We start from the raw sequence: 22,155 nt of genomic DNA on the forward strand, positions 1-22,155 counted from the left end.
GGATCAACGCTGAACACTCTCTTCATCAGGTGATTGATCCTCACGAACGTCAAAATTCCAATCCTGACTGGTCAGCAAATCCTCATCCTCAATCGAAGTTCTTTCTGCCTGCAAATCCCCTATTTGGCGATCCATCGGTGGTTCATCAACTTTGGAACAAAGTTGCTGGTTAGCCAAGCTGGACGGCAAAGCCTCCCCAAACCGCTCAATCTCATCCGGCTGATGGATTGGCGAACGATTGGTCTTGGCAATGGGTTCTGACTCCACGGAAATGGAGTCGCATGAGTTGACCGGCAAAGGGCATTGAGGCCGCACGATCCTGGGGGATGGAGTTTGGCCATGAACCCCCTTCATCCAGCCACGACGGGCAACCTCGTATAAACACATCGCAGTAGCAACAGAGGCATTCAGACTGGGAGTAACCCCCCGTAATGGAACGCGTACAAGCTGATCGCAATGGCGACGAGTCAGGAGAGAGATCCCCTGCTTCTCTGATCCCGTCACGATCACTAAAGGTCCGTCTAGATCGACATCTGGAAGGGTGATGTCCCCTTCCTCCGCCAGGCCAATAACTCGATATCCCGCCTGCTTCAGTGCTTCTAAAGAACGATTGATATTCACGACACGCGCTACTGGTAGATGCTCCAAAGCGCCTGCTGCAACCTTGGCCACCGAACCAGTGAGACCAGCACTTCGTCGTTGTGGGAGAACAACCCCATGGGCGCCAAGTGCCTCTGCAGAACGAATAATGGCGCCAAGATTGTGGGGATCCGTTAGGCCATCGAGGGCAAGTAAAAGGGGCGATTCCCCAAGACCCGCACATCCCTCGATCAGACTTTGCAAATCAAGGGTCTCCGCTGCAGCAGTCTGCAGAACAATTCCTTGATGCACAGCACCACCTGTGAGTTGACCGAGACGAGCCCAAGTGACTTCTTCCACCAGTACTCCTGAGGATTTGGCCTCACGAAGCAATTGCAAAAACCTTGGTGCGCTTCGTAAATCTGATGTGCACCAGATGCGATGAATCGGGCGCCCAGCTTCCAGAGCAGCTTGGCTGGCATGACGTCCCCAAAGCAAATCATCGGCAGCAGCCGGTCCGAATGTTTCTGCCTCTGGAACGCGATCCGAAGTAGATGGATCGAATCTTTTTGAAGGCAACTGCCTGTCTGTAAGACGTGAACGTTCTCCCAAGGAGGGACGTCGCCCTAGCCGTTCATCGCTGCGACGTCGTGATGGTCTCTCATCACGAAATCGACGAGCCTCTTTTCTGTCAGTTTCACGTGCACGCCCTTGTTCAGAGCGAGGCCGATCCCGGCTAAAACGCCCCTGCTCAGAGCGAGAACGATCACGGTTAAAACGGTCCTGCCCAGAGCCCTCACCATTGAATACTTTTGAAGGGCTATCACCAGCTTCTCCATCAGGGCCAGAGCGATACACCCCTCGCGGTCCAGAGGAACGACCACTCGATGGGCGGCTGCCGGAAGAGCGGCTTCCGTAAGCAGATCGACCAGAAACCCCATCGCCATCCCGTCGGATCCCACCAGGACGACCTCCTCTAGGACGACCACCACGAGGGGGGTTGCCTGAACGGCGATCAAAGCGGGAGCTCATAAGAAGAGAAGAAGCTATAGCAAGTCGTGTTCGGTCTCCTCCAGTTGATCCAAGAGCTGCGCAAGCCGCGCCGGATTCTGCAAAAAGAGCCAGCCAACCATTGTCTCAAACCCTGTGGCCTTGCCGTAGGTCGCTGCCTCTCCACGGCGTGGTCCTCGTCCGGATTTGTTACGACCTCGCCGTACCAAATCCTTCTCAAGATCTGAAAGATGCGGATCTAAGCGAAGCAGAGCTTCTGCCTGAGCAGCGGCCTTCACCTCGTCAACAACTGCTCGATGTAGATCTTCAGATCTGCCAGGTTGGTAACAATGACGCAGACGCTGATGCAATTCCCAAACAGCATCACCAAGCCAAGCCAACTGCAACGGTCCCAGTTCATTAGCACCGCCAATCGCTGACTGACTACGAATCCAATTGTTCAAGCTTTCAACTGATTTAAAGCCGTACGCAGATCAACTGCCAGGTGGAGAAAATCCTCAAGCCGCACAAGTTTCACAGTTTGGACGACCCTTGCATTGCCCACAAGGGCAAATGACCGTTTGGCATCGGTGCACTTCTTGGCAGTTTGAACCAAAGCCCCTAGGCCAGAAGAGTCAAGAAAGTCAATCTTGTTCAGGTCAATAACCAAAGGGGCAGCATTGGCCAAGAGCACATCCTCTACGTAGGTGATGAACTGCTTCTCGGAATAAGCGTCTAGCTGGCCAGTGAACTGGAATACCAGACAACCCTGTCGACGTTCAAAACCCCCTCTTAGAGAAACGGTCAGTCGCTGCAATTCTGTGATGGGACCAGTCCCCCGGGACGCAATGGCACGAAGTGTAGTGATACTGAGTGATCCGCACCACGCTTCAGCGACGATCTGCCATCAGCTCAACAAAGTGAGCGAAGTGGTGGTCTGCATCATGAGGACCAGGACTCGCCTCCGGGTGGTATTGCACACCAAAAACAGGTCGATCCCGATGCGCTATCGCGGCAACAGTGCGGTCATTGAGATTGAGATGGGTCACAACCACGCTGACTTGTGACAGAGACGAGGCGTCAAGTGCGAATCCATGGTTTTGACTGGTGATCTCCACCTGCCCCGTTGTGCCGCAGGGATGGTTGAGCCCGCGATGGCCATAGGCCAATTTGAAAGTACGGCCTCCCATGGCAAGCCCAATAATTTGATGACCCAGGCAAATGCCAAACAGGGGGATATCAACCTTATTGAGAAGATCTTTAACCAAGGCAATACCACCAGTCACGGCAGCAGGGTCACCAGGTCCATTAGATAGAAATACGCCCTCGGGTTGTGAACTCAACACGGTGGCTAAATCGGAACTGGCCGGCAGGACGGTGACCTCACAACCGTGAGCGACCAAACGGTCGAGTATGGCCCGCTTGATACCGAAATCAATCGCGACAACGCGATAGGGCGAATCAATTTGTTGCTTCAACCTTTGATCAAAGCCCACAGCACAAGTTGATCTCCAGCGGTATGGATCTTTCGTTGAGACCTGATCTGCAAGGTTTAATCCCTCCATCGATGGAGCCTGCTGCAACAGTTCCATCAGCTGCTTAGGGGTGGAACCATCGCTGCTTATGACGCCATTCATGGCTCCGACCTCGCGCAGATGTCTCACAAGCGCCCTGGTATCAACACCTGAGATACCAACAACTCTTTGCTCCTCCAGCCAAGTCTGCAGCGACTGTTGGCAACGCCAACTGCTCGGCGTTGGGGAGAGTTGACGGGCGATGACACCCCTTGCATGAGGCAGGGATGATTCTTGATCATCAGGATTTACGCCTGTGTTACCCAACTCTGGATAGGTGAATGTGACCAACTGACCGGAGTAACTGGGATCCGTAAGGACTTCCTGGTAGCCCGTCATGCCGGTGTTGAAAACCACCTCGCCCATCGCGTCACCGCGATGACCAAAGGCCTCCCCCTCAAGCACCGTGCCATCAGCAAGCATCAAGAGCGCCGAATTTCGCGATGAAGCAATCATCAGCTGAAGGATCCCGAAGTCATCGCAGTCTCATTCTCCAATTTGATGATCAAGTTCCATGCGGAGCCCTTCTAGCCGTTGCCAGGGGAGGCCTTCCTGCAGGCAAGACTTTGCAGTAGAAACACCTGCTCGTAAATCATCTTGTAGGCCAGCAGCCCAGAGCACTAGGGCTGTGTTCAATGCCACCACATCCCGTTGAGGGGCGGTGCCGCCTCCCTGAAGTACAGCGGAAAGAATCGCTTGATTTGTTGCCAAATCACCACCCTGGAGAGCCTGCAAAGGAGCTCTAGTAAGCCCGAGTTCTGCTGAATCGATCGATGCTTGTCGCAAGTGACCATTTTCAAGCAAACGCATTGCATTGGCTCCCTCCAACGAAGCTTCATCAAGGCCTCCAGCGCCATGGACAACAACGGCCCGCTGCAAGCCAAGCCGTTGTAATGCTTCCGCCATTGGATTGAGCAGCTCAGCCTTAGCTACCCCGAGAACCTGGGCATTTGGTTGCAAAGGATTCACCAGTGGACCCAGAAGATTGAACACGGTGCGCACTCCAAGGCTGCGCCGCAATGGGGCCAAGTTGACCAAAGCGGGGTGCCAGGCTGGGGCAAATAAAAATGTGACGCCTACCTCAACCAGGGCCTCCACCACGGAGACAAGAGGGGCCTTGAGCTCTAGACCCAGGCCCTCAAGAACATCTGCTGAACCGACTTTGCCACTTGCACTGCGATTGCCATGCTTAGCCACATTCGCCCCGCAGGCGGCAGCAGTGAAGGCCACTGCGGTTGAGATGTTGAAGGTGTCTGCACCGTCGCCACCTGTTCCACAGGTGTCGACCATATGGATGTCTGGCAATGGGCAAGGCAAGGGACAAGCACCTCGCAACACCTGGGCCATTCCTGATAACTCATTTCCTGTGACTCCCTTGGCTCGCAAAGCCGCTAGAAACGCACCGGTCTGCACAGGGGTTAGTTGTTCCGCCAACCAAGCCTCCATCAAGGCAGTTGCTTCCACCTCAGGAAGGTTTTGTCCCTCGAGCAACATCTCGAGGATTTGCGACCAAGAGGAAGAGGCAGTAGCTGAAGTAGGCATCGGAGCAGAAAAAAACCCGGGTGCAAAGCACTCCGGGCCGGGTGATGGGGACAACACCACTATCTCCTAAAACTTTGCTACTGGCTAGAATCTCTTCAAGAGATCAGCAAGAAAGACCTCTGATCCATCCAAACGGTGCTATTGAAGCTGGATAGGAACGACTTTCTGATTGCTGCAACTAGCGCCAATGCCAAAGGTCTCAGGCATTTAGCCCTGCGTCATTCAATCCCAAAAACTTAAGGATCTTGAGACATTCACACTAAAAATCTTGCACCCCTGAAGGACGATGAATCGAATCAACAATCAGGGCATAGAGACCAAATCGACATCCGGAGCTCGTTCGTTAGTGAGCAGCAACGTTACTTAATCGCCAGCATTCACCTGGATTGGATGGTTCTAATGCGCATTAGCTAAGGATCTGTGATCGCAATGTTTCAAGAATCCCTCTAGGCTCGCTCATCAAACTGGCTGCATAGGTTGAACCATGTAGCGATACCTGCATGGCAGCATTTCGCCTCGATCTCATTGGTCGTTATCTAAAGCCCCATCGCCGCACTGTGCTGATGGGTGCAATGGCCCTCGTGGTGGTGAACATTGTCAGCGTCATCATCCCCCTAGAGGTGAGGCGCATCATTGATGATCTCCAAGAAGGCTTTGCCATCACTGACGTGATGCGTCAGGCCAGCTGGATTGTGATTCTCGCCAGCATCATGGGCATCGTGCGTTTGGTGTCTAGGCAACTGGTTTTCGGTGTCGGCCGCCAAGTGGAGGTGGACCTGCGCCAGCGCATCTTTGACCACATGCTTAGGCAGGAACCAGGCTGGGTGCAGGAGACCGGTAGTGGTGAAGTCATCAGCCGCGCAACCAGCGATGTTGAAAACATTCGTCGTCTACTTGGCTTCGCGATTCTTAGCCTTACCAACACTGTGTTGGCTTACTGCTTCACTCTTCCCGCGATGCTGGCCATCGACCCAGGCTTAACCCTGGCCGCGATCTCTCTCTATCCAGTAATGCTTGGCACTGTGCGCCTGTTTGGGGGGCGAATGATGCGGCAACAAAAACGCCAGCAGGAAGCTCTATCAAGTCTCAGCGAACTGATCCAGGAGGATCTATCAGGCATAAGTGCCATCAAGATCTATGGCCAGGAGCAACCTGAACAGGATGCCTTTGCTGAGCGAAACAATACCTATAAAGATAGTGCTATTCGCCTGGCACGAACTCGCAGCACCCTCTTCCCCTTGCTGGGTGGAATCTCCTCGGTTTCACTGCTCCTACTTTTGGCACTTGGCAGCGGTCAACTGGAACAAGGCACCCTCAGCATCGGCGGATTGGTGGCCTTGATCCTTTTTGTAGAGCGCTTAGTTTTTCCTACTGCACTACTTGGTTTCACCCTCAACACGTTCCAGACCGGACAGGTGAGCTTGGAGCGTGTGGAAGAGCTTCTGCAGCGTATCCCGATGATTCGCAACCCAACCACACCATTAAGCCTGGAGACGCCGCTCAAAGGTCGAATCGAAGCACGTGAACTGCGGATTCGTTACGACAAAAGCAAGACCGACTCGCTGTCGGGACTGAGCTTTGTGATCAATCCAGGTGAACTCGTCGCCGTGGTGGGGCCAGTGGGATGTGGGAAAACGACCCTGGCAAGAGCTCTCGGAAGGATGGTGGAAGTTCCAAGGGGGCAACTTTTCATTGACAACCATGATGTCAATGATTTGCTGCTCGAGGATCTGCGCAGCAATGTGGCACTTGTTCCGCAAGAGGGCTATCTCTTCACCAGCAGCCTCGCCGACAACCTTCGTTACGGCGATCCTCAGGCCTCTATGGAGCGAGTTGAAACATCTGCGAGGCAGGCCCGACTGATGGATGACATCAGGGGTTTCCCGGATGGATTGGAAACGCTTGTAGGCGAAAGAGGCATCACTCTCAGTGGCGGGCAGCGTCAACGAACTGCTCTTGGCAGAGCACTTCTAGTGGAGGCTCCTGTTGTGGTTCTTGATGACGCTCTAGCCAGTGTGGACAACAAAACAGCTGCGTCAATCCTGAGTTCGATTCGTGACAAACAGAATCAGACAATCCTGATGATTAGCCATCAGCTTTCTGCGGCCGCTGCCTGCGATCGAATTCTTGTGATCGATCAAGGACGGCTTGTGCAACAAGGCCATCACACTGACTTACTTGCTGTTCAGGGACCATACCGCAGCCTTTGGGAACGGGAGCAAGCTAGTGATCAAATGGAAGCCGTTGTCTAAGCGAATAAAAGCTATTATCAATGAAATGAGTTGATCACAATTAAACCACTATCATCTTTTGAAAAATATGCTAAATATTCAGTGATAATAGCCTGCTTTGTATAACATTTAAATGCCTTTATTTTTGGTATTGGTAATTATAGCTAGCTCTCTTTGATTTGTCTCGCCCCTCTTCTATTCTTTATTATTGCTAGACTTCCTATTTAATGCTAGTCAGGCAAGTTAGAGTTCGACTCCTGCTTACATAGTTTTTCTCTATTGCCAAATGTTTAGTTTAATTTGCATCTATACTTATGTCAGTGACACATGTTGTTGTAAACAATCTATTTCAATAGAGTCTTCTTTTGTATCAAAGATAATTTATAAATCTGTTCCAAACTCGTCTTGTGTCTACGAGCTCTTGTTGGCCGTAAATGGTTGATCAAGCTTCTGACTTATCAGATAGTTTAGTAGAGCCATTCGCTCATCTGGTATTATTCCTGCTTCTAATAATTGCTCTAACTCATGTGCACGTTGCAGTACATATTTACAAGCTAATCTACTGGCATTCTCATTCAATCCTTTTAGATATGTATGAACTCGTCCAGTTGTGGTTGTAGAAGCATCATTATTTAGCCCTAGCCCTTGTCTAAACAAGTCGGCAGAAAACACATTTAGCGCCTTAAGCATACCTAGGGCATCTGCGACCAGTTCATCAAATAGGTTTAATCTCATTTCGCCGGCTAATTTTTTTGTGGCGAGATGGGTTAGCTCATGCTCAAGTCGCCAATGTTGAGAGATTTCAAGCCATGCTTTTGTTGTCGGTTTCCCTGGGATAACACTTTTAGGCAGTGAGCTATATGGAGAGCGATGTAAGATAATCAACTGACAACGTTCCTTAATATTTATATTTTGGATTAACCCCCAGTGAATTAAACCAGCAACAGCTTGGGCATGAACAGAAGATTGGATATGTGGTTGTTCACAGCGGTATGCTAGGCAACGTACCACATTCAAAAAATCATCCTGATCATTTATCTCTATTACAGGGTATGTTCCGCATGGATGATCGACTAATCGAACTGAAAACCCTTGTTGATCCTTAAGCTTCAGAATGTTATCATTTTCTACATTATTCATTGCTTTACCTCGTAGTACTAATTGTTTGTATCTCTCGGATTTACTCGCTCCATCATGAGGATTAATCCATAGCTGTGGTAGATAGGAACGCAAACTCTCGAAATATCCTTCGCAAGCTGTCTCTTGTAGCCATTTTTGCCACCATTCAATGCCTGGCTGCACTGGTAGAGGAAGGCTTGGCCATTGTTTAGTAGATTCAATAAAGGGTCTACAGTACTCTTCAATTGATATATTTGAAACTGAACTCATTTTTCCAGGGAAATTGAATATTTAAATTATTATTATAGTTGATTTCAAGCGTTAATCTCTGATAAGTATTCAGATGCCTAGCCAAACTAAACAATAGATTTCTAGGCTGCTGCTGTACCTATTATTGCTCTCTAGTTAATTTATAAACAAATAATATTCTTAATTATTATCCTCTTGATTGTCTGATTGACTAATCTATTTCTCAAAATGAACCATCAATTTAAAACTAGGGTACCACATTAATTGGTTTCATGTCCTAAAAACCTCTTTCAAGAAAGTTATTTTTATTCCTTTATTGTCTTGATCTCATTTGGCTTGATTGAATAAACGCTCAGCGGATCAAGGTGTAACTAATGCAAATAACTTGTTTAATTTTACCGTTCCACTTCGTCTATATTTATGCTAACGTATTATATCGATTGTAATGATCTTACTGCCTCCATGGGACCAATCACTGTATTTAAGTTCAGCTCAGAGGATTGTGGTACCTGTCACCGCATGAGTCATTACGATGAAGCCGTCAGTAAGGAACTTGGCTATGGCTTTGTCAATGTTATGCTTCAGGATACAGATACTTATCGTCGATACAGGCGATTGTTGCTTGCCCAATACCCAAACAAAGTTGGCATGGGCTGGCCTACTTATTTACTAGTTAGTGATCCAGAGGGTGAATTTACTATTCATGGTGAACTTAAAGGAGGGATGCCAAAAGGAGATTTTCGTAAACGATTGGATTCAATAGAAATTCACTAATACTTTTTATACTTAGTAACTGTTACCCCTTTTCTTCTAGTCATACAAATGAACCTTTTACTTGTAATCGATTTTCATTTTACTTAAGCGACTGTTTTTTCAAAAATACTTAAATTTACAATTCATAGTTCCAGGCTATGAGAAAAGATATTTGATCTAATGCTACTCTTCAGCTTATTCGCTATTAACTAAATACGCTTTGACCCGAAGGTCTCCACTGTTAATTTTTAATTAGATATTTATTATCATAATCAACAGAATTGTTTGTTTAACATCAGTCACAATATTACTTCTTGTTCATCATTCCATAACTCATGAATTTCACTAACTAACAACTTATCAGTTGCTGTTTGATTAGAATATCAAGATTAGACTATTCTTCACTTTCCTTCTTTTACTAATAATAACCAGCATTTTATTAGAACCTCTATCTTTTGCTTGATTCTCTCTACAATTCTATTTATCTATATCAGGCTAGGTTTCTTTTTATACATTAAATATATGCTTATCAAGCTTATTTGTGGATTTCGGCCCTCTTATTCATACTTCTTTTTAGGCAACGTTCATTTGTATGTTGTAGCGATGACTTTTGCGTGTCTCGCTATACTAAAATTATAATTTGATATCCCTTGAATTCCCTATCAACTCTAGATTTGCTCTTGTTCTCACTCCACCGACTTCATGAGCTCTAAATACTGTAGTTCTTGTGGTGGCTCTATGTTTAGGGCCGACCGTTCGCTTGCCGGTCGGTTGGTTTGCATGACCTGTGGAACTCCATTAGGGTCAAATACTAGAAGCAGTCAAATTAATCTATCAAGAAGCACCCCATTAAGTTCAGCATTTAGATTACGCTGGCAGACACTCCTAATAATCTTTATCATAAGTTTATTAATTATATTAATTATGGCTTGATTTCTTTAAATACAATACTGATTTTTCAGAATAGAACCTTGTTTTTTATTCAAAATCTCACAATAGACCTTTCCTATTGTGCTAATAATAGATTAATGCTGTCAATTCACGTTTTTTGATTTGACATATTGTTTGTAACTACCCTGGGATAACTTGATAATATCCATTAGCAAAAACAATTTCTAGTGGTGTTTCATAGAGTTTTTCTAGTGGTTCTGATTGTAGTAGATCATTAGTCGCTCCATCGCGAATAATTGCTCCTTTCTTTAGGAATATGATTCGTTGCATTTCTTTTACTATATCTTCTACTCGATGTGTTATTAAAACGATCGTCGTTTTGCCTTTACACAAGCTGCGAATGCATTTTAGTAACTGGTGTCGTGCTTTTAGATCAAGTCCATTTGTAGGTTCATCTAATATTAAAATTTCTGGTTTGTTTACCATTGCCCTTGCGATTAATAGTCGTCTCCTTTCTCCATCTGATATTTGACCGAATGATCTTGCATCAATGTCTTCAAGTCCAAGATCTGAAATAAGGTCCTGTACTTTTTTTATCTCTTTTTCTTTCGGGCTACGGTTACGGTTAATTCCTATAGAGCCATAAAGTCCTGATAAAACAACATCCTTAGCACTAATATAATCTGGTGTGCGTACCTCCAGGTCAGTGGAAACCACCCCTATACGCGAATGAAGCTGATTTAATTTAATTTTTCGATTGCCGAATATTTTTAGCGTAGAACCCCTTTTTACAATGGGATATATATTTCGAGTAATTAATTTTACCAATGCTGTTTTGCCAGATCCATTTGGCCCTAGAATTACGGTGTTTTCTCCTTGCTTCAATTTTAAGGAGAGGTTTCTAAAAACTTGGGTAGGGCCAAGCCAGGCCTCTACGTCCTTAATGTCCAGCCATGGGTTTTCGTCTTTCATTGGCTTAAGACCAGAATTTCTATAATTTTTTTGCCCCTTCATTATCTTCTTTCTTTCTTTTCAGTCAAGCAACTGTTGTCTTATTTCGTTCTATGGAACAATAATTTTACACTTTTACCTTGCGCTATCACCACATAGTTATATAAGCCATTCTCTTAATATCCTTTCCATTTATATGGTAAGACCTTTTATTTGCATTTCACTCTCTCTTGCAAATCATTTTCCATATTATAACCTTTTCACTCCATTCCCGAAGGTATGTAGCTCTTATCCGAACGCCTATGACTTCTGTCTACAAAGCTTTACCTGCTTATCCATGCGATAATATCGTAAGGATATCTTTCTAATCAATTTCATCTGTATTTCAATAAGCTATTCTTCACACATAGAATCTTCGAGAATAAAGTCAACTAATGAAGCAAACTGTTTTCTATCGCATCATTACTTTGATCACATTCTTCCTGTCTTGTTATTCATGGTGGCTTCTTTATAATCAACAATCTTTATGGTGGATCTTGCTAGGGTTAATGTTGCTTGTTACGATGCTTACTTCTATTTATGGTTTAGAGTCTGTTCGCAGGATTCTAGCCGTTCCTGGCTTGCGTCTCCCAATCTCAGATTTCCTACTCACGGCTTCGGCTATTGGATATTTTGCTTCAGCTTTGGTTGGATTTATGATTTTAATCTTTCAACTCCCATTTCACGATAAAAGCTTTATGATCTTCCCCCTAATTATCGCTATTTTAATATTTGCAGGTGCAACCCTTGGCCTTTACCATGATCAAATTTGATTGCCTTTGATTTTTTTATTCTTATTTCTAAGTTTACTTATACTGTACTTTCCTCATCTATTTAAATATTCTATCCAATTTGCTATAGTGATCTTATCTCAAGCATCACTCCCTCTGCGAATTAAGTTTACTCCATGCAATCTGTTGATCCTAATCAACCTGTTTTAATCCTAGGCGGTTTCTTGATCACAGATGAGGCCTATGCCTCTTTAGCTAGCTGGATTCAGAACAATCAAGGTTCGATTGTAAAGGTCGTACCTTCTTCTAAATTTGACTGGCTGCTCACTTCATGGGCCATTGGTTGGCGCAGACTCCTTGATCGAGTGGATGCAATTGTTCAAGACCTTCAGTCTCGATCTAATACAGGAAAGGTGACACTTATAGGTCACAGTTCGGGTGGTGTAATGCTTCGCCTTTATCTCGGAGAACAACCCTTTTCTGGTCGTGTTTATAGTGGATATAAATCTTGCAATCGACTCATAACACTAGGTAGTCCGCATCAATCTGTTCGTGCCACCCCTCTGCGGTCCCAGGTTAATACTCTCTATCCAGCTTGTTTTTATGCTGATCATGTAGATTATTTTTCTACTGCTGGTCGATTATCACTCGATAGTCCAAATGCCAGCCAGTTTGCCAGGTATACCGCAGCTAACTCCTATCGCAGCATCTCAGATAATCCTCTATTAGAGGGCGACGGCTTAGTCCCTGTCAGCTCCGCACTTCTTTCTCAATCTCGAAATCTTGTTCTCAATGACACAGCCCACGGAGGCCTCTTTGGCGCTACTTGGTATGGCTCAATAGTGCGAATAGAACAATGGTGGCCTTCCGCTATGGGATATGCCTAAGGCATGAAGGTTTTAGTTTCCGTACTATTTTCCTGACTACTTGAACAGTTAAATTTCTTGTCTCCGTTTATTTTGCAGTATTGGCTAGTTTTTTCCACACTATCTTAAAATTAAAAAGAATTATTTCTGACAGTCCCTCTTGTTGTGCTGATCCTCAGCTTCACCGTGAACAATTAATGTTCACTAGCCTCCTGTATTTCTTTCATGCTTAGCATGCGTTGAATAGGAATAAAAGCCTTTTGACGTACCTCCTCTTCGATTTCTATTGATGGCTTCATTGTGCTTAAGCAGCTCCATAGCTTTTCTAATGTATTCAATCGCATATATGGGCATTCATTGCAGCTGCATCCGTCAATACCTGGAACATCCATAAATTCTTTCTTTGGGTTCTTCAATTTCATCTGGTGTAGGATTCCTGGCTCTGTTAGAACGATAAACTTTGTGCATGAGCTTATCTCGGTAAATTCAAGTAATTTGCTCGTTGAGCCAATATAATCCGCCAACTCTAGTAAATTTTCTAGGCACTCCGGATGGGCTATTACCTTTGCTTCGGGGTGCATGATTTTTAATTTTAGTAGAGCTTCTTCGCTGAATGTTTCATGCACCATGCAGCGTCCGGGCCAGATCGTCAGTTTTCTTCCGCTCTGCTTTTGAACCCATCTGCCCAAGTTTTGATCTGGAGCAAAAAGGATTGGTTGATCCTTCGGTAATTGATTTACAAGTGCTACAGCGTTGCTACTTGTACATATCAGATCGCTTTGGGCCTTAACAGCAGCTGTGCAGTTGATATAGCTCACCACAATGTGGTCTGGGTGCTTGTCTCTGAATGCAGCAAACTCATCGGCTGGGCAGTCATCAGCAAGGGAGCACCCCGCTTCGAGATCTGGTAGCAATACAATTTTTTCCGGGCTGAGAATCTTTGCTGTTTCAGCCATGAAGTGCACCCCGCAGAACACGATTACATCAGCATTTGTGCTAGCAGCTCTACGTGATAGTTCCAGGGAGTCCCCAATGAAATCGGCGATGTCTTGGATCTCTGGATCCTGGTAGTAGTGAGCCAGGATCACGGCATTGAGTTTTTTACGTAGCTCAGCAATGGCACCCTTTAATTCTTTCCTAGTTGATGGCACTGGAGAGACCGTCTTGGCGGTGCAAACAGCGGTCATTCGGACCATCTAGGGCAGTATGGCCATAGCCTAGATATTTGCCACGTCACACCAGAGCCTCGCCATTGTTGGAGACCTCCATGGTGTTTGGACACCTGATGATCAGTACTTACTGACTGAACTTCAGCCAGATGCTGTGTTGTTTGTAGGTGATCTCAGCGAAGGTGATCTCAAGTTGGTCAAAGCAATACAACAGATTGCTCTGCCGACAGCTGTCATTCTTGGTAATCATGACCACGGACGAGATCACAGCGGCGCAGTCCTCAGACGTCAATTGACCTTATTGGGCGACCGTCATTGCGGTTGGAGTTTGCGCCAATGGCAGTTTCCACCGATTGCTGTCGTTGGGGCCCGCCCTTGTAGTGCTGGTGGTGGCTTTCACCTCGCCAAAGCCGTTCAGGCGGTTTTTGGCCCGATGTCGGTCAGTGAATCTGCTGACCGGATTGTGGCCGCTGCAAAGCAGGCACCATCCCAATGGCCCTTAGTGATATTGGCTCATTCCGGTCCGACGGGCCTCGGCTCTGATGCTCAGAGCCCTTGTGGTCGCGATTGGAAAGTTCCCGCTCTCGATTGGGGCGATCAGGATCTTGCGATGGCCCTTGATCGCATCCGTAAGGATCGTTTGCCAGATCTGGTTGTCTTTGGCCACATGCATCATGATCTCAAACGCGGAACAGGTTTGCGGCAAACATGTGTTCAGGATCGCTTTGGCACTGTCTTTCTCAATGCTGCTTGTGTACCGCGGCGTGGAAGTGATTCCTCTGGTCGTCAGTTGTGTCACTTTTCCTGGGTCGAGTTCCTTGATGGACAGCTCAGTCAGGTGAGCCACCGTTGGTTTCTTCCAGATTCATCCTTGGCCTATGAACAGATTCTTTTTGAAAGAGCAACACCATTGGTGACACAGTGCTGATTTACCTCTGCTTGAGCAGCCATGGCTATGGCCATGCAGCACGCCAGGCAGCTGTTCTTATAGAACTGCATCGTCTTCAGCCTCAATGGCGATTCGTAGTGAGTACGGATGTGGACTTTCAATTCCTCAGCCTTGCGCTGCAAGGTGTCCCTTTCGAACACCGCAAACTGCGCTGGGATGTGGGCATGGTTCAGGCGAATGCCTTAGCCATTGACCAAATGGCCACTCTTAAGGCTTTGCAGGAACTTGAACAACACATTCCTGCCCAAATTGCGGCTGAGGTCTCTTGGATCCAGTCTCAACAGATGTCGGTGCTTGTACTTGCTGACATTCCACCTGCTGCTGCTGAGTTAGCTGATCAGCTTGGTGTTCCTTTGGTATGGATGGGCAACTTTGGTTGGGATGAGATCTACGCCCCTCTAGGAGATTCTTTTCTTACCCATGCTGAAGCTGCGTCAGCTGAATACTCACGTGGGAAGAAGTTGTTACGTTGCCCATTCTCACTTGCAATGGACTGGGGGCTACCTGAACAGAGCCTGGGCTTAACTGCGTCCTCACCGCGTTCACTACCGCTAGGACTCCAGCAGAAACTTGAATCTTTTCAAGGTCCAATCGTGATGGTGGGATTTGGCGGGCTGGGTTTGGCACTCGACTCAGATTTGTTCCAACGCTGGCCTGATCACCTCTTTTTGATGCCCAAACCACGATCTGTTGACCCTTTTCTGAGCATGCAATCACCTGACAATGTTTTGTATCTACCCAGGTCAATTCGAGTTGTCGATGCTCTTCCTTACTGCTCTAGGCACCTTGGGAAGCCTGGTTACAGCAGTTTCTGTGAAGCCATCAGCTTGGGTATCGGCCTTCATGTGGTTCTTCGAGAAGGCTTTGCAGAATCGGTAGCACTGATCAACGGCTTACAAAGCCATGCAGCCCATCGGCTGCTTGAGCGCGAGGCCCTCGAGCTTGGAGAATGGGAGTTAGATCAACCCTTGATACCAGCTTCTCAGCAACCGCTGGCTGTCGATGGATCCATGGCGGCAGCAAGTGCTGTAGTTGAACTGGTCTCTTAATCAGAATTACTAATCAAAAATCCTAGATCGTTCAATATGCACAACGCTGATTCCTCAACTTGGATTTCAGCGATCTTTGGGCCCAACTCAACCTTTGCCGCATGTGGACGATTCTCCCACCGGCACACGAGGGCTGTCCCTTTGGGCTAGCTTCGTCAAAGTCAACCCGATTATTAAATAATTTGGTTTAATAGTCACCCTTGGTTCATCGGCAACTCCCATTCGCTTCTGGGAATTGCCCAAACCTTCCCCCATTCCAAGGGTTTTTATTCTCTGAATGCAACGAATGATCGCTCCCGCATCGACTGTCTATCGTCTTCTATCAGCAGTCGCAGCTGGTTTTCTCCCTTTCTCAATAGCAGCTGGAGCAGCGCAAGCAACCAATACCCATATCCCTCTCCCTCCTTCACTTCCATCTCTTGAGCTAACAGCACGTTCCCAGTCGCTAAGTAATCCAGAACAGGTTCCCTCAGCGGCATTGCCATATGTGATCACCCCGGAGCGTCGGGCCCTTCTCAACACCATTCGCTTTGCCGAAGGTACTTGGAAGAATGGGCATGACCTTGGTTATCGAGTGATGTTTGGTGGAGGTCTCATGGCCTCATTAGATCGTCATCCCAATCGAGTCATTTACTCCTCTCGATATGCAAGTGCTGCTGCAGGGGCTTATCAATTCATGCCTTTTACCTGGGACATGGTGACCCGCAGTCTTGGTTTGCGTGGTTTTGGTCCAGAAGTTCAGGATCAGGGAGCTCTCTTTCTTGTTCAACGTCGCAAGGCTTTAGGTCTTACCGATTCAGGGTTTATGACCCCTCTATTAGCAGCAAAACTTGCGCCTGAATGGGCTTCATTCCCCACTCTGAGCGGGAGGAGTTACTACGGCCAGCCTGTGAAACGCTTTGCCAGCTTGCTTGGTTTCTACAAGTTCAACTTGGCGCAGCTCAGGTCGATCAGGGATCAGCGCCGTCAAGATCTTGCTGCACCTGGTAATGACGCAGCTAGGAGACCTGTCTGCAAACCCCCCACAATTCTTTGCAGCATTCAAAGTCGCTGATATCAATTGAAGCTAAGGCTCTGACTCTCGCTTTTGCCTACCCCCCAATGTTGCTTGAGCAATAACGTATGCCGCTACAGCTCCTCCCAAAAAGCCCAGCCCGTTGCGAAGGAGTGGTAGAAGATCGCTAGTTCGCGACACGACAGGGGCAATCCCGAAGATTCCAAACAACATGATCCATAGCGGGGAAGCAAGCAATAACCAAGGCCAAGCGATCAGTTCACCTTCTTTCCTGGGGTAGGAAGCAAAGCCAGCAACCAAACCACCAAGTAGCGATGTGGTGAATGTCAACAACCATTGCTCCAATGGCAGCCCAGGTACAAATTGACAACCACCTCGATCCAAACAGGTTTCTACGGCATTGAGTGAATCGAGGATTGCGATGTCCTCGCCATGATCCTTCACGTAAAACTGGTTCCCATAGCGGGTTTGCAGCTCTACCCAGTAGGTACGAGGCATTAGTGCATATAACGCATCACCCACGTTGAAGTTGAGCAGATTTCCACCGCGTGGGTCGGCGACAATCAGCAAGCTACGTTCATCAAGCCCCCAGTACTCTCGAACTGCAAGCCCAGGAGTTCGTTCGTACTGGGTCAGTACACGTAATTTCCAGCCTGTTCTCGTTTCATAGTCGTCTAGTGATTTTTCCAGGTTGGTGAGTTGCTTTTCGCTGAAGACCTTCGCCAGATCAACCACTGGTGTTTGCTGCTGGGGAAGCAGTTCAGGATTGTCGTAGGCGTAAACCGATCCTGCGCAACAAAGCAAGCAAAATAACCATGCCAACAGGCTTTTCAAGATTTTTCGCCTCTGATGTGCTCCCATGGGCCTGTTTCAGTGACAGGCATTCTCTCGAATGGATCTCTGCTCTGTGCCTTGCCCAGCTTGGTTGGTTAACCGAATAGTTCAGGCTGGAGGGAGCATCAGCTTCCATCAATACATGGACTGGGCCTTGCATGACCAAGTCTATGGGGCCTATGCCTCCGGTCAGCTTCGTATTGGTCGTCAGGGTGATTTCGCGACTTCTCCTTCCTTAGGAGCTGACTTTGCCCAACTTTTGGCCATACAACTGGTTGATTGGTTCCAGCAACTTCAGCAGCGTGTTGACAAGGGAAAGTCTTTATCGTTGATAGAGGTGGGGCCTGGTGAAGGCGATTTAAGTGCTGATCTGATCTCAGCCCTGGAGGATCTGTGCCCAGCGCTGATACCAAGACTGGAGCTGGTTTTGGTGGAGAGCAATAAGGCCATGGCCTTACGGCAACGAGAGCGACTGAAATCTGTCACCAGTGTGCCGATTCACTGGCGAAGTCTTAATGAGTTGGCTCAAGCTCCCGCTATCGGCGTGATGCTTGCTCATGAAATGTTGGATGCTCTGCCGGTGGAGCGGTTGGTGTGGCGCGATCAACGTCTATGGCGGCAGGGTGTTTGTCTTGAGAACGTCGATTCGGTTGCTCATCTTCGCTTCACTGAGCTTTCTCTTACAGACGCTTTGCATTCAGCTTTAACTGAGGCCCGAATGTGTTTGGGCATTCAGATCCCCCCTCCTGATGCTGCTGATGGTTGGTGTAGTGAATGGCATGGTGAACTGAAATCGTGGTTGAGTCAGGCAGCCTCTGCTCTGCTTTGCGGCCCCTTACTTGTCATCGACTATGCCCTCGAGGCCCGTCGTTATTACAGCGCGATGAGACCCTGCGGAACTCTGATGGCTTATCGCCAGCAGAGAGCTAGTGGTGCATTGCTTCAAGATCCCGGTCGGTGGGATCTCACTGCACATCTGTGTCTCGAAACTCTTCAACACCAGGCCGAACAGCAGGGTTGGACCTTTCTCGGTGAGTCTCGACAGGGGCAAGCACTCTTGGCACTTGGCTTGGCAGAGAGGCTTCATGCTCTCCAAAGTCTTCCTACCAGTCAGCTCTCTGCTGCCCTCAATAGAAGGGAAGCACTGTTGCGTCTTGTTGATCCAGTCGGCTTGGGAGAGTTTCGTTGGTTGGCTTTTGAGTTGAGGCCCAAACCATCTCTTGATGCTGAGGTCGGTGAACTTCGCTGCCGGTTCCTAGAGGACCCAGTTAGCTGAGCTCTGATAGGCATTTTCGGATTTCTTCTCTGCTTACGTCATTTTTGATTTCGACGTTGCCAATGCCGGTGGGAATCACAAAGCGAAGCTTTCCATCTTTGACCTTCTTATCCCCTTGCAGGGTATACAGCACCTCCTCTGGATCTAGCTTGGGCCAAGCAATCGGCAGCCCTGCCTTTGCGATCAGCGACTTTTGCCTGTTGGCATCATCCCTGTTCCAGCTCTGTCGCAACACCGCCAGCTCCCCAACCGCCACCATGCCGATGGCGACAGCTTCACCATGCAGCCAGGTTCCATAGCCACAGAGGGTTTCCACCACATGCCCGAAGGTGTGCCCGTAGTTGAGGATGGCGCGCAGCCCGCCCTCTCGTTCATCTGAGCTCACCACTCTCGACTTCGCGAGTGCTGAACGTTCGAGAATTTTCTCCAGAAGGTCTTGATGGAGTTGTGATGGTGTGTCTAGTTCTTGAATGCCTTCTAGGAGTTGAAAAAGTGCTGAATCACCGATCACCCCGTATTTGATCACTTCGGCCATCCCTGCCCGGAATTCACGTTCTGGCAATGTTTTCAAAGTTGAGGGATCGATTAATACAAGCCTTGGTTGGTGAAATGCTCCGATCAGATTTTTCCCGCCCGGGTGATTGACGCCTGTCTTGCCACCAATCGCGGCATCCACCATTGCCAGAAGGGTTGTAGGAAGTTGCACCACCGAGATACCTCTTAGCCAAGTAGCTGCTGCAAATCCAGTCATGTCGCCCACGACCCCACCGCCAAGAGCAACCATCAAGGATCCTCTTTCTAGCTTTGCTTCATAGGCTGCATCGTGAATTAACGCCACGCTCACTGGCGTCTTTTGATCTTCTCCGGCCTCGATCACCAGCAGAGTGGGCCTGAAACCGCTCTCCTTAAGGCTTTGGAGGCAAAGATCACCATATGGCTCAGCAACATCAGCATTGCTTACAACCAATACCTTGATTCCCTCTTTCAGCCCAGCACGGCGAAGCTCCTTACCAATACCCCGCAAGCCTTCCCCCCCAATGACCACCTCGTAGGGCTGATGGCTCAGTGCTACTGGGATGCGTTGGGCGTCGATATTCACGAAAGCGGACATGAAAGAGCAAGTCTGCTGATCTCAGTTTGCCGGGTGGCATCAAACGCTCCCACGTAATCTCCTGTCAGTACAGGCATTGTGGTGATGGCTGGTCCTCTGTTTCGGGGATTAAGACAGTCTTGGAGGACCACTCTTGTGGCATGGGTATTCCTCTTGCCTGCGCTCGCCCTGCTCAGCTTGTCGGTGCTGATACCAGCGCTGATGGCTCTTTTGATGAGCTTCACCAAAACAGGTCTCGACGTTACAGACCCCCTTGTCTTTGTGGGTTTGGCCAACCTGCGACGTCTTGCTGGTGATCCGATGTTTTTTAAGGTGCTGATCAATACTTTGATCTACCTGGCTGGGGTGGTTCCACCGATTGTTTTGGGTTCTCTTGCATTGGCGGTGTTGTTGAACCGTTCCTTACCAGGTATTCATTTTTTACGCGGTGCGTTCTATACACCCGTGCTCGTGTCGATTGTGGTTGCGGCCATCGCATTTCGTTGGCTTTATGCAGAGAACGGTCTTATCAATGGCTGGCTTTCCGCCTTTGTTGGCACAGATTTCGTGCCAATTGGCTTTCTCACGAATCCATTCTTGGCACTCCCGGCAGTGATGCTTGTAACCCTGTGGAAGGGGCTTGGTTATTACATGGTGATATTTCTTGCTGGCCTCCAAGGAATTCCTAAAGAGCTTTATGAGGCAGCCGAACTTGATGGTAGTGATGGCTTGCGCAAACACATCGACATCACACTGCCGTTGTTGCGGCCTTACGTAACCTTGGTTGCGGTGGTTTCATCGATTGCGGCAACAAAAGTGTTCGAAGAAGTGTTCTTGATGACTCAGGGGGGACCCGCCGACACCACTCGAACCCTTGTCTACTACGTTTACGACCAGGCTTTTGCTGAGCTTGAGATCAGTTATGCCTGCACGGTGGGCTTGGCGCTTTTCCTTTTGGTCCTGTTGCTCACTGCTGTGCGTTTGGCCTTTGCTGGTGATCAGGGCTTGCTCTGAAATCTCAATTTTGTTGGGATGCAATGCTTGCAGGATTGCGTGTTTGATTCTCTCTGCATGAGCAGCGTTAAAAGCCCAATGATTGGGGTCGTCGGTGGTGGTCAGTTGGCTCAGATGTTGGCGCAAGCAGCAAAAAGACGTGCTGTGGATGTTGTCGTGCAGTCTGGATCTGCAATCGATCCCGCTGCTGTTGAAGCAACTCGACTTGTCTTGGCCGACCCAGTGGATGTAGAAGCTACTGGCAAGCTCGTGCAGGGCTGTTGTGGCGTCACGTTTGAGAACGAATGGGTCGATATTCAAGCTCTGATTCCCCTTGAACAACAAGGGGTGTGTTTTTCTCCGTCTCTTACTGCGCTTGCTCCATTGGTCGACAAAATCTCGCAGCGTCAGTTGCTTGGTGAGCTAGATCTTCCTAGCCCTGATTGGACTTTGCTGAGTTCGATTTCTTTTGATCAGCCTGAGCTTCCTACGGAGTGGAATTTTCCTGTGATGGCCAAGTCAAGCCGGTGGGGATATGACGGCAAAGGAACCAAGGTTCTCAAGAGTGTCGAGGATTTATCGCAACTTCTGCGCTCAGTGGATCCAACTCAATGGCTGCTTGAGAGCTGGGTGCCGTTCGAAAAGGAATTAGCCATTGTTGTTAGTCGAGATGCTGAGGGCCGTGTTCGTAGCCTGCCACTTGCTGAGACTCATCAGTTCCAACAGGTGTGTGATTGGGTGATTGCACCTGCGAGTGTTGATCATGCTGTGGAAATGATGGCCTACAACATTGCAGCGTCTCTTCTAACAGAGCTCAATTACGTGGGCGTGCTTGCTGTTGAATTTTTCTACGGACCAGACGGACTACAGGTCAATGAAGTTGCACCTCGCACTCATAATTCCGCACATTTTTCGATCGAAGCCTGCAGCAGCAGCCAGTTTGATCAACAACTTTGTATCGCGGCGGGCTTGCCTGTTCCTGCAACCCATCTCCATGCACCTGGCGCCTTAATGGTGAATCTTCTAGGTTTGCAAAAAGGGGCTGTGTCCTCTCTAGATGAGCGTCTAGCGAAGCTGCGCAGTTGTGATCGCTTCCATTTGCACTGGTATGGAAAAGATTGTGAAACTCCAGGACGCAAGCTCGGTCATGTGACTGTACTGCTTAATGGTGTTGATGCGCCCAGCCGTCAGCTCGAGGCGGAAACTGCCTTAAAGCACATTCGCTCAATTTGGCCGACGCAGGACACCGTTTGCGCTTAAATTCT

The 22,155-nt window shown here is 48.1% G+C and carries 20 protein-coding genes; 10 read left to right on the forward strand and 10 right to left on the reverse strand.

The window, feature by feature from the left end; genetic code table 11:
- Positions 1–3 precede the first annotated feature (3 nt).
- From rlmB to trpD, 5 genes are all read right to left on the reverse strand, one after another.
- Positions 4–1,611, reverse strand: coding sequence for a 23S rRNA (guanosine(2251)-2'-O)-methyltransferase RlmB (gene rlmB, locus SIB68_RS02415; protein WP_063400450.1), 1,608 nt, complete (start codon positions 1,609–1,611; stop codon positions 4–6).
- Between the two features lie 14 nt (positions 1,612–1,625).
- A complete protein-coding gene (locus SIB68_RS02420) occupies positions 1,626–2,033 on the reverse strand; it encodes a Mini-ribonuclease 3 (RefSeq protein WP_063400451.1) in 408 nt (135 codons plus the stop codon).
- Positions 2,030–2,386: an STAS domain-containing protein gene (locus tag SIB68_RS02425; RefSeq protein ID WP_081215514.1), complete on the reverse strand. Its 357-nt coding sequence runs from the start codon at positions 2,384–2,386 to the stop codon at positions 2,030–2,032. The genes SIB68_RS02420 and SIB68_RS02425 overlap by 4 nt, the downstream gene beginning before the upstream one ends.
- Before the next feature lie 73 nt (positions 2,387–2,459).
- Positions 2,460–3,599, reverse strand: coding sequence for a glutamine-hydrolyzing carbamoyl-phosphate synthase small subunit (gene carA / locus SIB68_RS02430; RefSeq protein ID WP_063400452.1), 1,140 nt, complete (start codon positions 3,597–3,599; stop codon positions 2,460–2,462).
- Between the two features lie 30 nt (positions 3,600–3,629).
- A complete protein-coding gene (trpD, locus tag SIB68_RS02435) occupies positions 3,630–4,685 on the reverse strand; it encodes an anthranilate phosphoribosyltransferase (protein ID WP_063400453.1) in 1,056 nt (351 codons plus the stop codon).
- 500 nt (positions 4,686–5,185) lie between these two features.
- Between trpD and SIB68_RS02440 the strand changes: the two genes are divergently transcribed.
- A complete protein-coding gene (locus tag SIB68_RS02440) occupies positions 5,186–6,937 on the forward strand; it encodes an ABC transporter ATP-binding protein (protein ID WP_063400454.1) in 1,752 nt (583 codons plus the stop codon).
- 390 nt (positions 6,938–7,327) lie between these two features.
- On the opposite strand, the gene SIB68_RS02445 is transcribed toward SIB68_RS02440, so the two are convergent.
- Positions 7,328–8,305: a DUF7005 family protein gene (locus SIB68_RS02445; RefSeq protein ID WP_063400455.1), complete on the reverse strand. Its 978-nt coding sequence runs from the start codon at positions 8,303–8,305 to the stop codon at positions 7,328–7,330.
- Between the two features lie 441 nt (positions 8,306–8,746).
- On the opposite strand from SIB68_RS02445, the gene SIB68_RS02450 reads away from it, so the two are divergent.
- Positions 8,747–9,058, forward strand: coding sequence for a thioredoxin family protein (locus SIB68_RS02450; RefSeq protein ID WP_011130036.1), 312 nt, complete (start codon positions 8,747–8,749; stop codon positions 9,056–9,058).
- 1,050 nt (positions 9,059–10,108) lie between these two features.
- Here SIB68_RS02450 and SIB68_RS02455 read toward each other — a convergent pair.
- Positions 10,109–10,942 carry an ATP-binding cassette domain-containing protein gene (locus tag SIB68_RS02455; protein ID WP_081215515.1) on the reverse strand — a complete coding sequence of 278 codons (834 nt, stop codon included), beginning with the start codon at positions 10,940–10,942 and terminating at the stop codon, positions 10,109–10,111.
- 371 nt (positions 10,943–11,313) lie between these two features.
- On the opposite strand from SIB68_RS02455, the gene SIB68_RS02460 reads away from it, so the two are divergent.
- Together SIB68_RS02460 and SIB68_RS02465 are read left to right on the forward strand one after the other, a co-directional pair.
- The gene (locus tag SIB68_RS02460) at positions 11,314–11,691 is read left to right on the forward strand and encodes a hypothetical protein (RefSeq protein WP_063400456.1); all 378 of its coding nucleotides are present in this window, start codon (positions 11,314–11,316) and stop codon (positions 11,689–11,691) included.
- Positions 11,692–11,825: 134 nt separating this feature from the next.
- A complete protein-coding gene (locus SIB68_RS02465; RefSeq protein WP_063400457.1) occupies positions 11,826–12,536 on the forward strand; it encodes an esterase/lipase family protein in 711 nt (236 codons plus the stop codon).
- Positions 12,537–12,709: 173 nt separating this feature from the next.
- Here the strand turns inward: SIB68_RS02465 and nadA are convergent, their stop codons facing one another.
- On the reverse strand, positions 12,710–13,702 hold the full coding sequence (gene nadA, locus SIB68_RS02470) for a quinolinate synthase NadA (RefSeq protein ID WP_413681903.1): 993 nt from the start codon (positions 13,700–13,702) through the stop codon (positions 12,710–12,712).
- Positions 13,703–13,766: 64 nt separating this feature from the next.
- Here nadA and SIB68_RS02475 point away from each other — a divergent pair, with 64 nt between their 5' ends.
- The 3 genes from SIB68_RS02475 to SIB68_RS02485 all read left to right on the forward strand — a co-directional run bounded on the left by SIB68_RS02475 (position 13,767) and on the right by SIB68_RS02485 (position 16,736).
- A complete protein-coding gene (locus tag SIB68_RS02475; protein ID WP_074160288.1) occupies positions 13,767–14,612 on the forward strand; it encodes a TIGR04168 family protein in 846 nt (281 codons plus the stop codon).
- On the forward strand, positions 14,606–15,682 hold the full coding sequence (locus SIB68_RS02480) for a hypothetical protein (protein WP_063400459.1): 1,077 nt from the start codon (positions 14,606–14,608) through the stop codon (positions 15,680–15,682). The genes SIB68_RS02475 and SIB68_RS02480 overlap by 7 nt, the downstream gene beginning before the upstream one ends.
- Positions 15,683–15,959: 277 nt before the next feature.
- Positions 15,960–16,736, forward strand: a complete 777-nt coding sequence (locus SIB68_RS02485; RefSeq protein WP_081215517.1) for a glycoside hydrolase family 104 protein — start codon at positions 15,960–15,962, stop codon at positions 16,734–16,736.
- Between the two features lie 12 nt (positions 16,737–16,748).
- On the opposite strand, the gene SIB68_RS02490 is transcribed toward SIB68_RS02485, so the two are convergent.
- Positions 16,749–17,558 (reverse strand): TPM domain-containing protein, encoded by an 810-nt coding sequence (locus SIB68_RS02490; RefSeq protein ID WP_063400460.1) that lies wholly within the window; start codon positions 17,556–17,558, stop codon positions 16,749–16,751.
- A 31-nt stretch (positions 17,559–17,589) separates the two neighbouring features.
- On the opposite strand from SIB68_RS02490, the gene SIB68_RS02495 reads away from it, so the two are divergent.
- Positions 17,590–18,807, forward strand: coding sequence for a class I SAM-dependent methyltransferase (locus tag SIB68_RS02495; RefSeq protein ID WP_063400461.1), 1,218 nt, complete (start codon positions 17,590–17,592; stop codon positions 18,805–18,807).
- Here SIB68_RS02495 and aroB read toward each other — a convergent pair.
- Positions 18,800–19,918 carry a 3-dehydroquinate synthase gene (gene aroB / locus SIB68_RS02500; RefSeq protein ID WP_063400462.1) on the reverse strand — a complete coding sequence of 373 codons (1,119 nt, stop codon included), beginning with the start codon at positions 19,916–19,918 and terminating at the stop codon, positions 18,800–18,802. The two genes, SIB68_RS02495 and aroB, sit on opposite strands and share 8 nt — an antisense overlap.
- 84 nt (positions 19,919–20,002) lie before the next feature.
- Here aroB and SIB68_RS02505 point away from each other — a divergent pair, with 84 nt between their 5' ends.
- A complete protein-coding gene (locus tag SIB68_RS02505; RefSeq protein WP_063400697.1) occupies positions 20,003–20,911 on the forward strand; it encodes a carbohydrate ABC transporter permease in 909 nt (302 codons plus the stop codon).
- 57 nt (positions 20,912–20,968) lie between these two features.
- Positions 20,969–22,150, forward strand: coding sequence for a 5-(carboxyamino)imidazole ribonucleotide synthase (locus SIB68_RS02510; RefSeq protein ID WP_236068973.1), 1,182 nt, complete (start codon positions 20,969–20,971; stop codon positions 22,148–22,150).
- Positions 22,151–22,155: the final 5 nt, after the last annotated feature.

Origin of the sequence: Prochlorococcus sp. MIT 1323 (assembly GCF_047304905.1) — a bacterium.
In the GTDB taxonomy this organism is placed as follows: domain Bacteria; phylum Cyanobacteriota; class Cyanobacteriia; order PCC-6307; family Cyanobiaceae; genus Prochlorococcus; species Prochlorococcus marinus_D.

Coding starts and splice junctions, on each gene's coding strand:
- SIB68_RS02465 (WP_063400457.1), top strand. CDS start 11,826: ATGCAATCTGTTGATCCTAATCAACCTGTTTTAATCCTAGGCGGTTTC.
- nadA (WP_413681903.1), bottom strand. CDS start 13,702: ATGACCGCTGTTTGCACCGCCAAGACGGTCTCTCCAGTGCCATCAACT.
- SIB68_RS02505 (WP_063400697.1), top strand. CDS start 20,003: ATGGCTGGTCCTCTGTTTCGGGGATTAAGACAGTCTTGGAGGACCACT.
- SIB68_RS02495 (WP_063400461.1), top strand. CDS start 17,590: ATGGATCTCTGCTCTGTGCCTTGCCCAGCTTGGTTGGTTAACCGAATA.
- SIB68_RS02450 (WP_011130036.1), top strand. CDS start 8,747: ATGGGACCAATCACTGTATTTAAGTTCAGCTCAGAGGATTGTGGTACC.
- SIB68_RS02440 (WP_063400454.1), top strand. CDS start 5,186: ATGGCAGCATTTCGCCTCGATCTCATTGGTCGTTATCTAAAGCCCCAT.
- trpD (WP_063400453.1), bottom strand. CDS start 4,685: ATGCCTACTTCAGCTACTGCCTCTTCCTCTTGGTCGCAAATCCTCGAG.
- SIB68_RS02460 (WP_063400456.1), top strand. CDS start 11,314: ATGAAGCAAACTGTTTTCTATCGCATCATTACTTTGATCACATTCTTC.
- SIB68_RS02445 (WP_063400455.1), bottom strand. CDS start 8,305: ATGAGTTCAGTTTCAAATATATCAATTGAAGAGTACTGTAGACCCTTT.
- SIB68_RS02490 (WP_063400460.1), bottom strand. CDS start 17,558: ATGGGAGCACATCAGAGGCGAAAAATCTTGAAAAGCCTGTTGGCATGG.
- SIB68_RS02485 (WP_081215517.1), top strand. CDS start 15,960: ATGCAACGAATGATCGCTCCCGCATCGACTGTCTATCGTCTTCTATCA.
- rlmB (WP_063400450.1), bottom strand. CDS start 1,611: ATGAGCTCCCGCTTTGATCGCCGTTCAGGCAACCCCCCTCGTGGTGGT.
- aroB (WP_063400462.1), bottom strand. CDS start 19,918: ATGTCCGCTTTCGTGAATATCGACGCCCAACGCATCCCAGTAGCACTG.
- SIB68_RS02510 (WP_236068973.1), top strand. CDS start 20,969: ATGAGCAGCGTTAAAAGCCCAATGATTGGGGTCGTCGGTGGTGGTCAG.
- SIB68_RS02455 (WP_081215515.1), bottom strand. CDS start 10,942: ATGAAGGGGCAAAAAAATTATAGAAATTCTGGTCTTAAGCCAATGAAA.
- carA (WP_063400452.1), bottom strand. CDS start 3,599: ATGATTGCTTCATCGCGAAATTCGGCGCTCTTGATGCTTGCTGATGGC.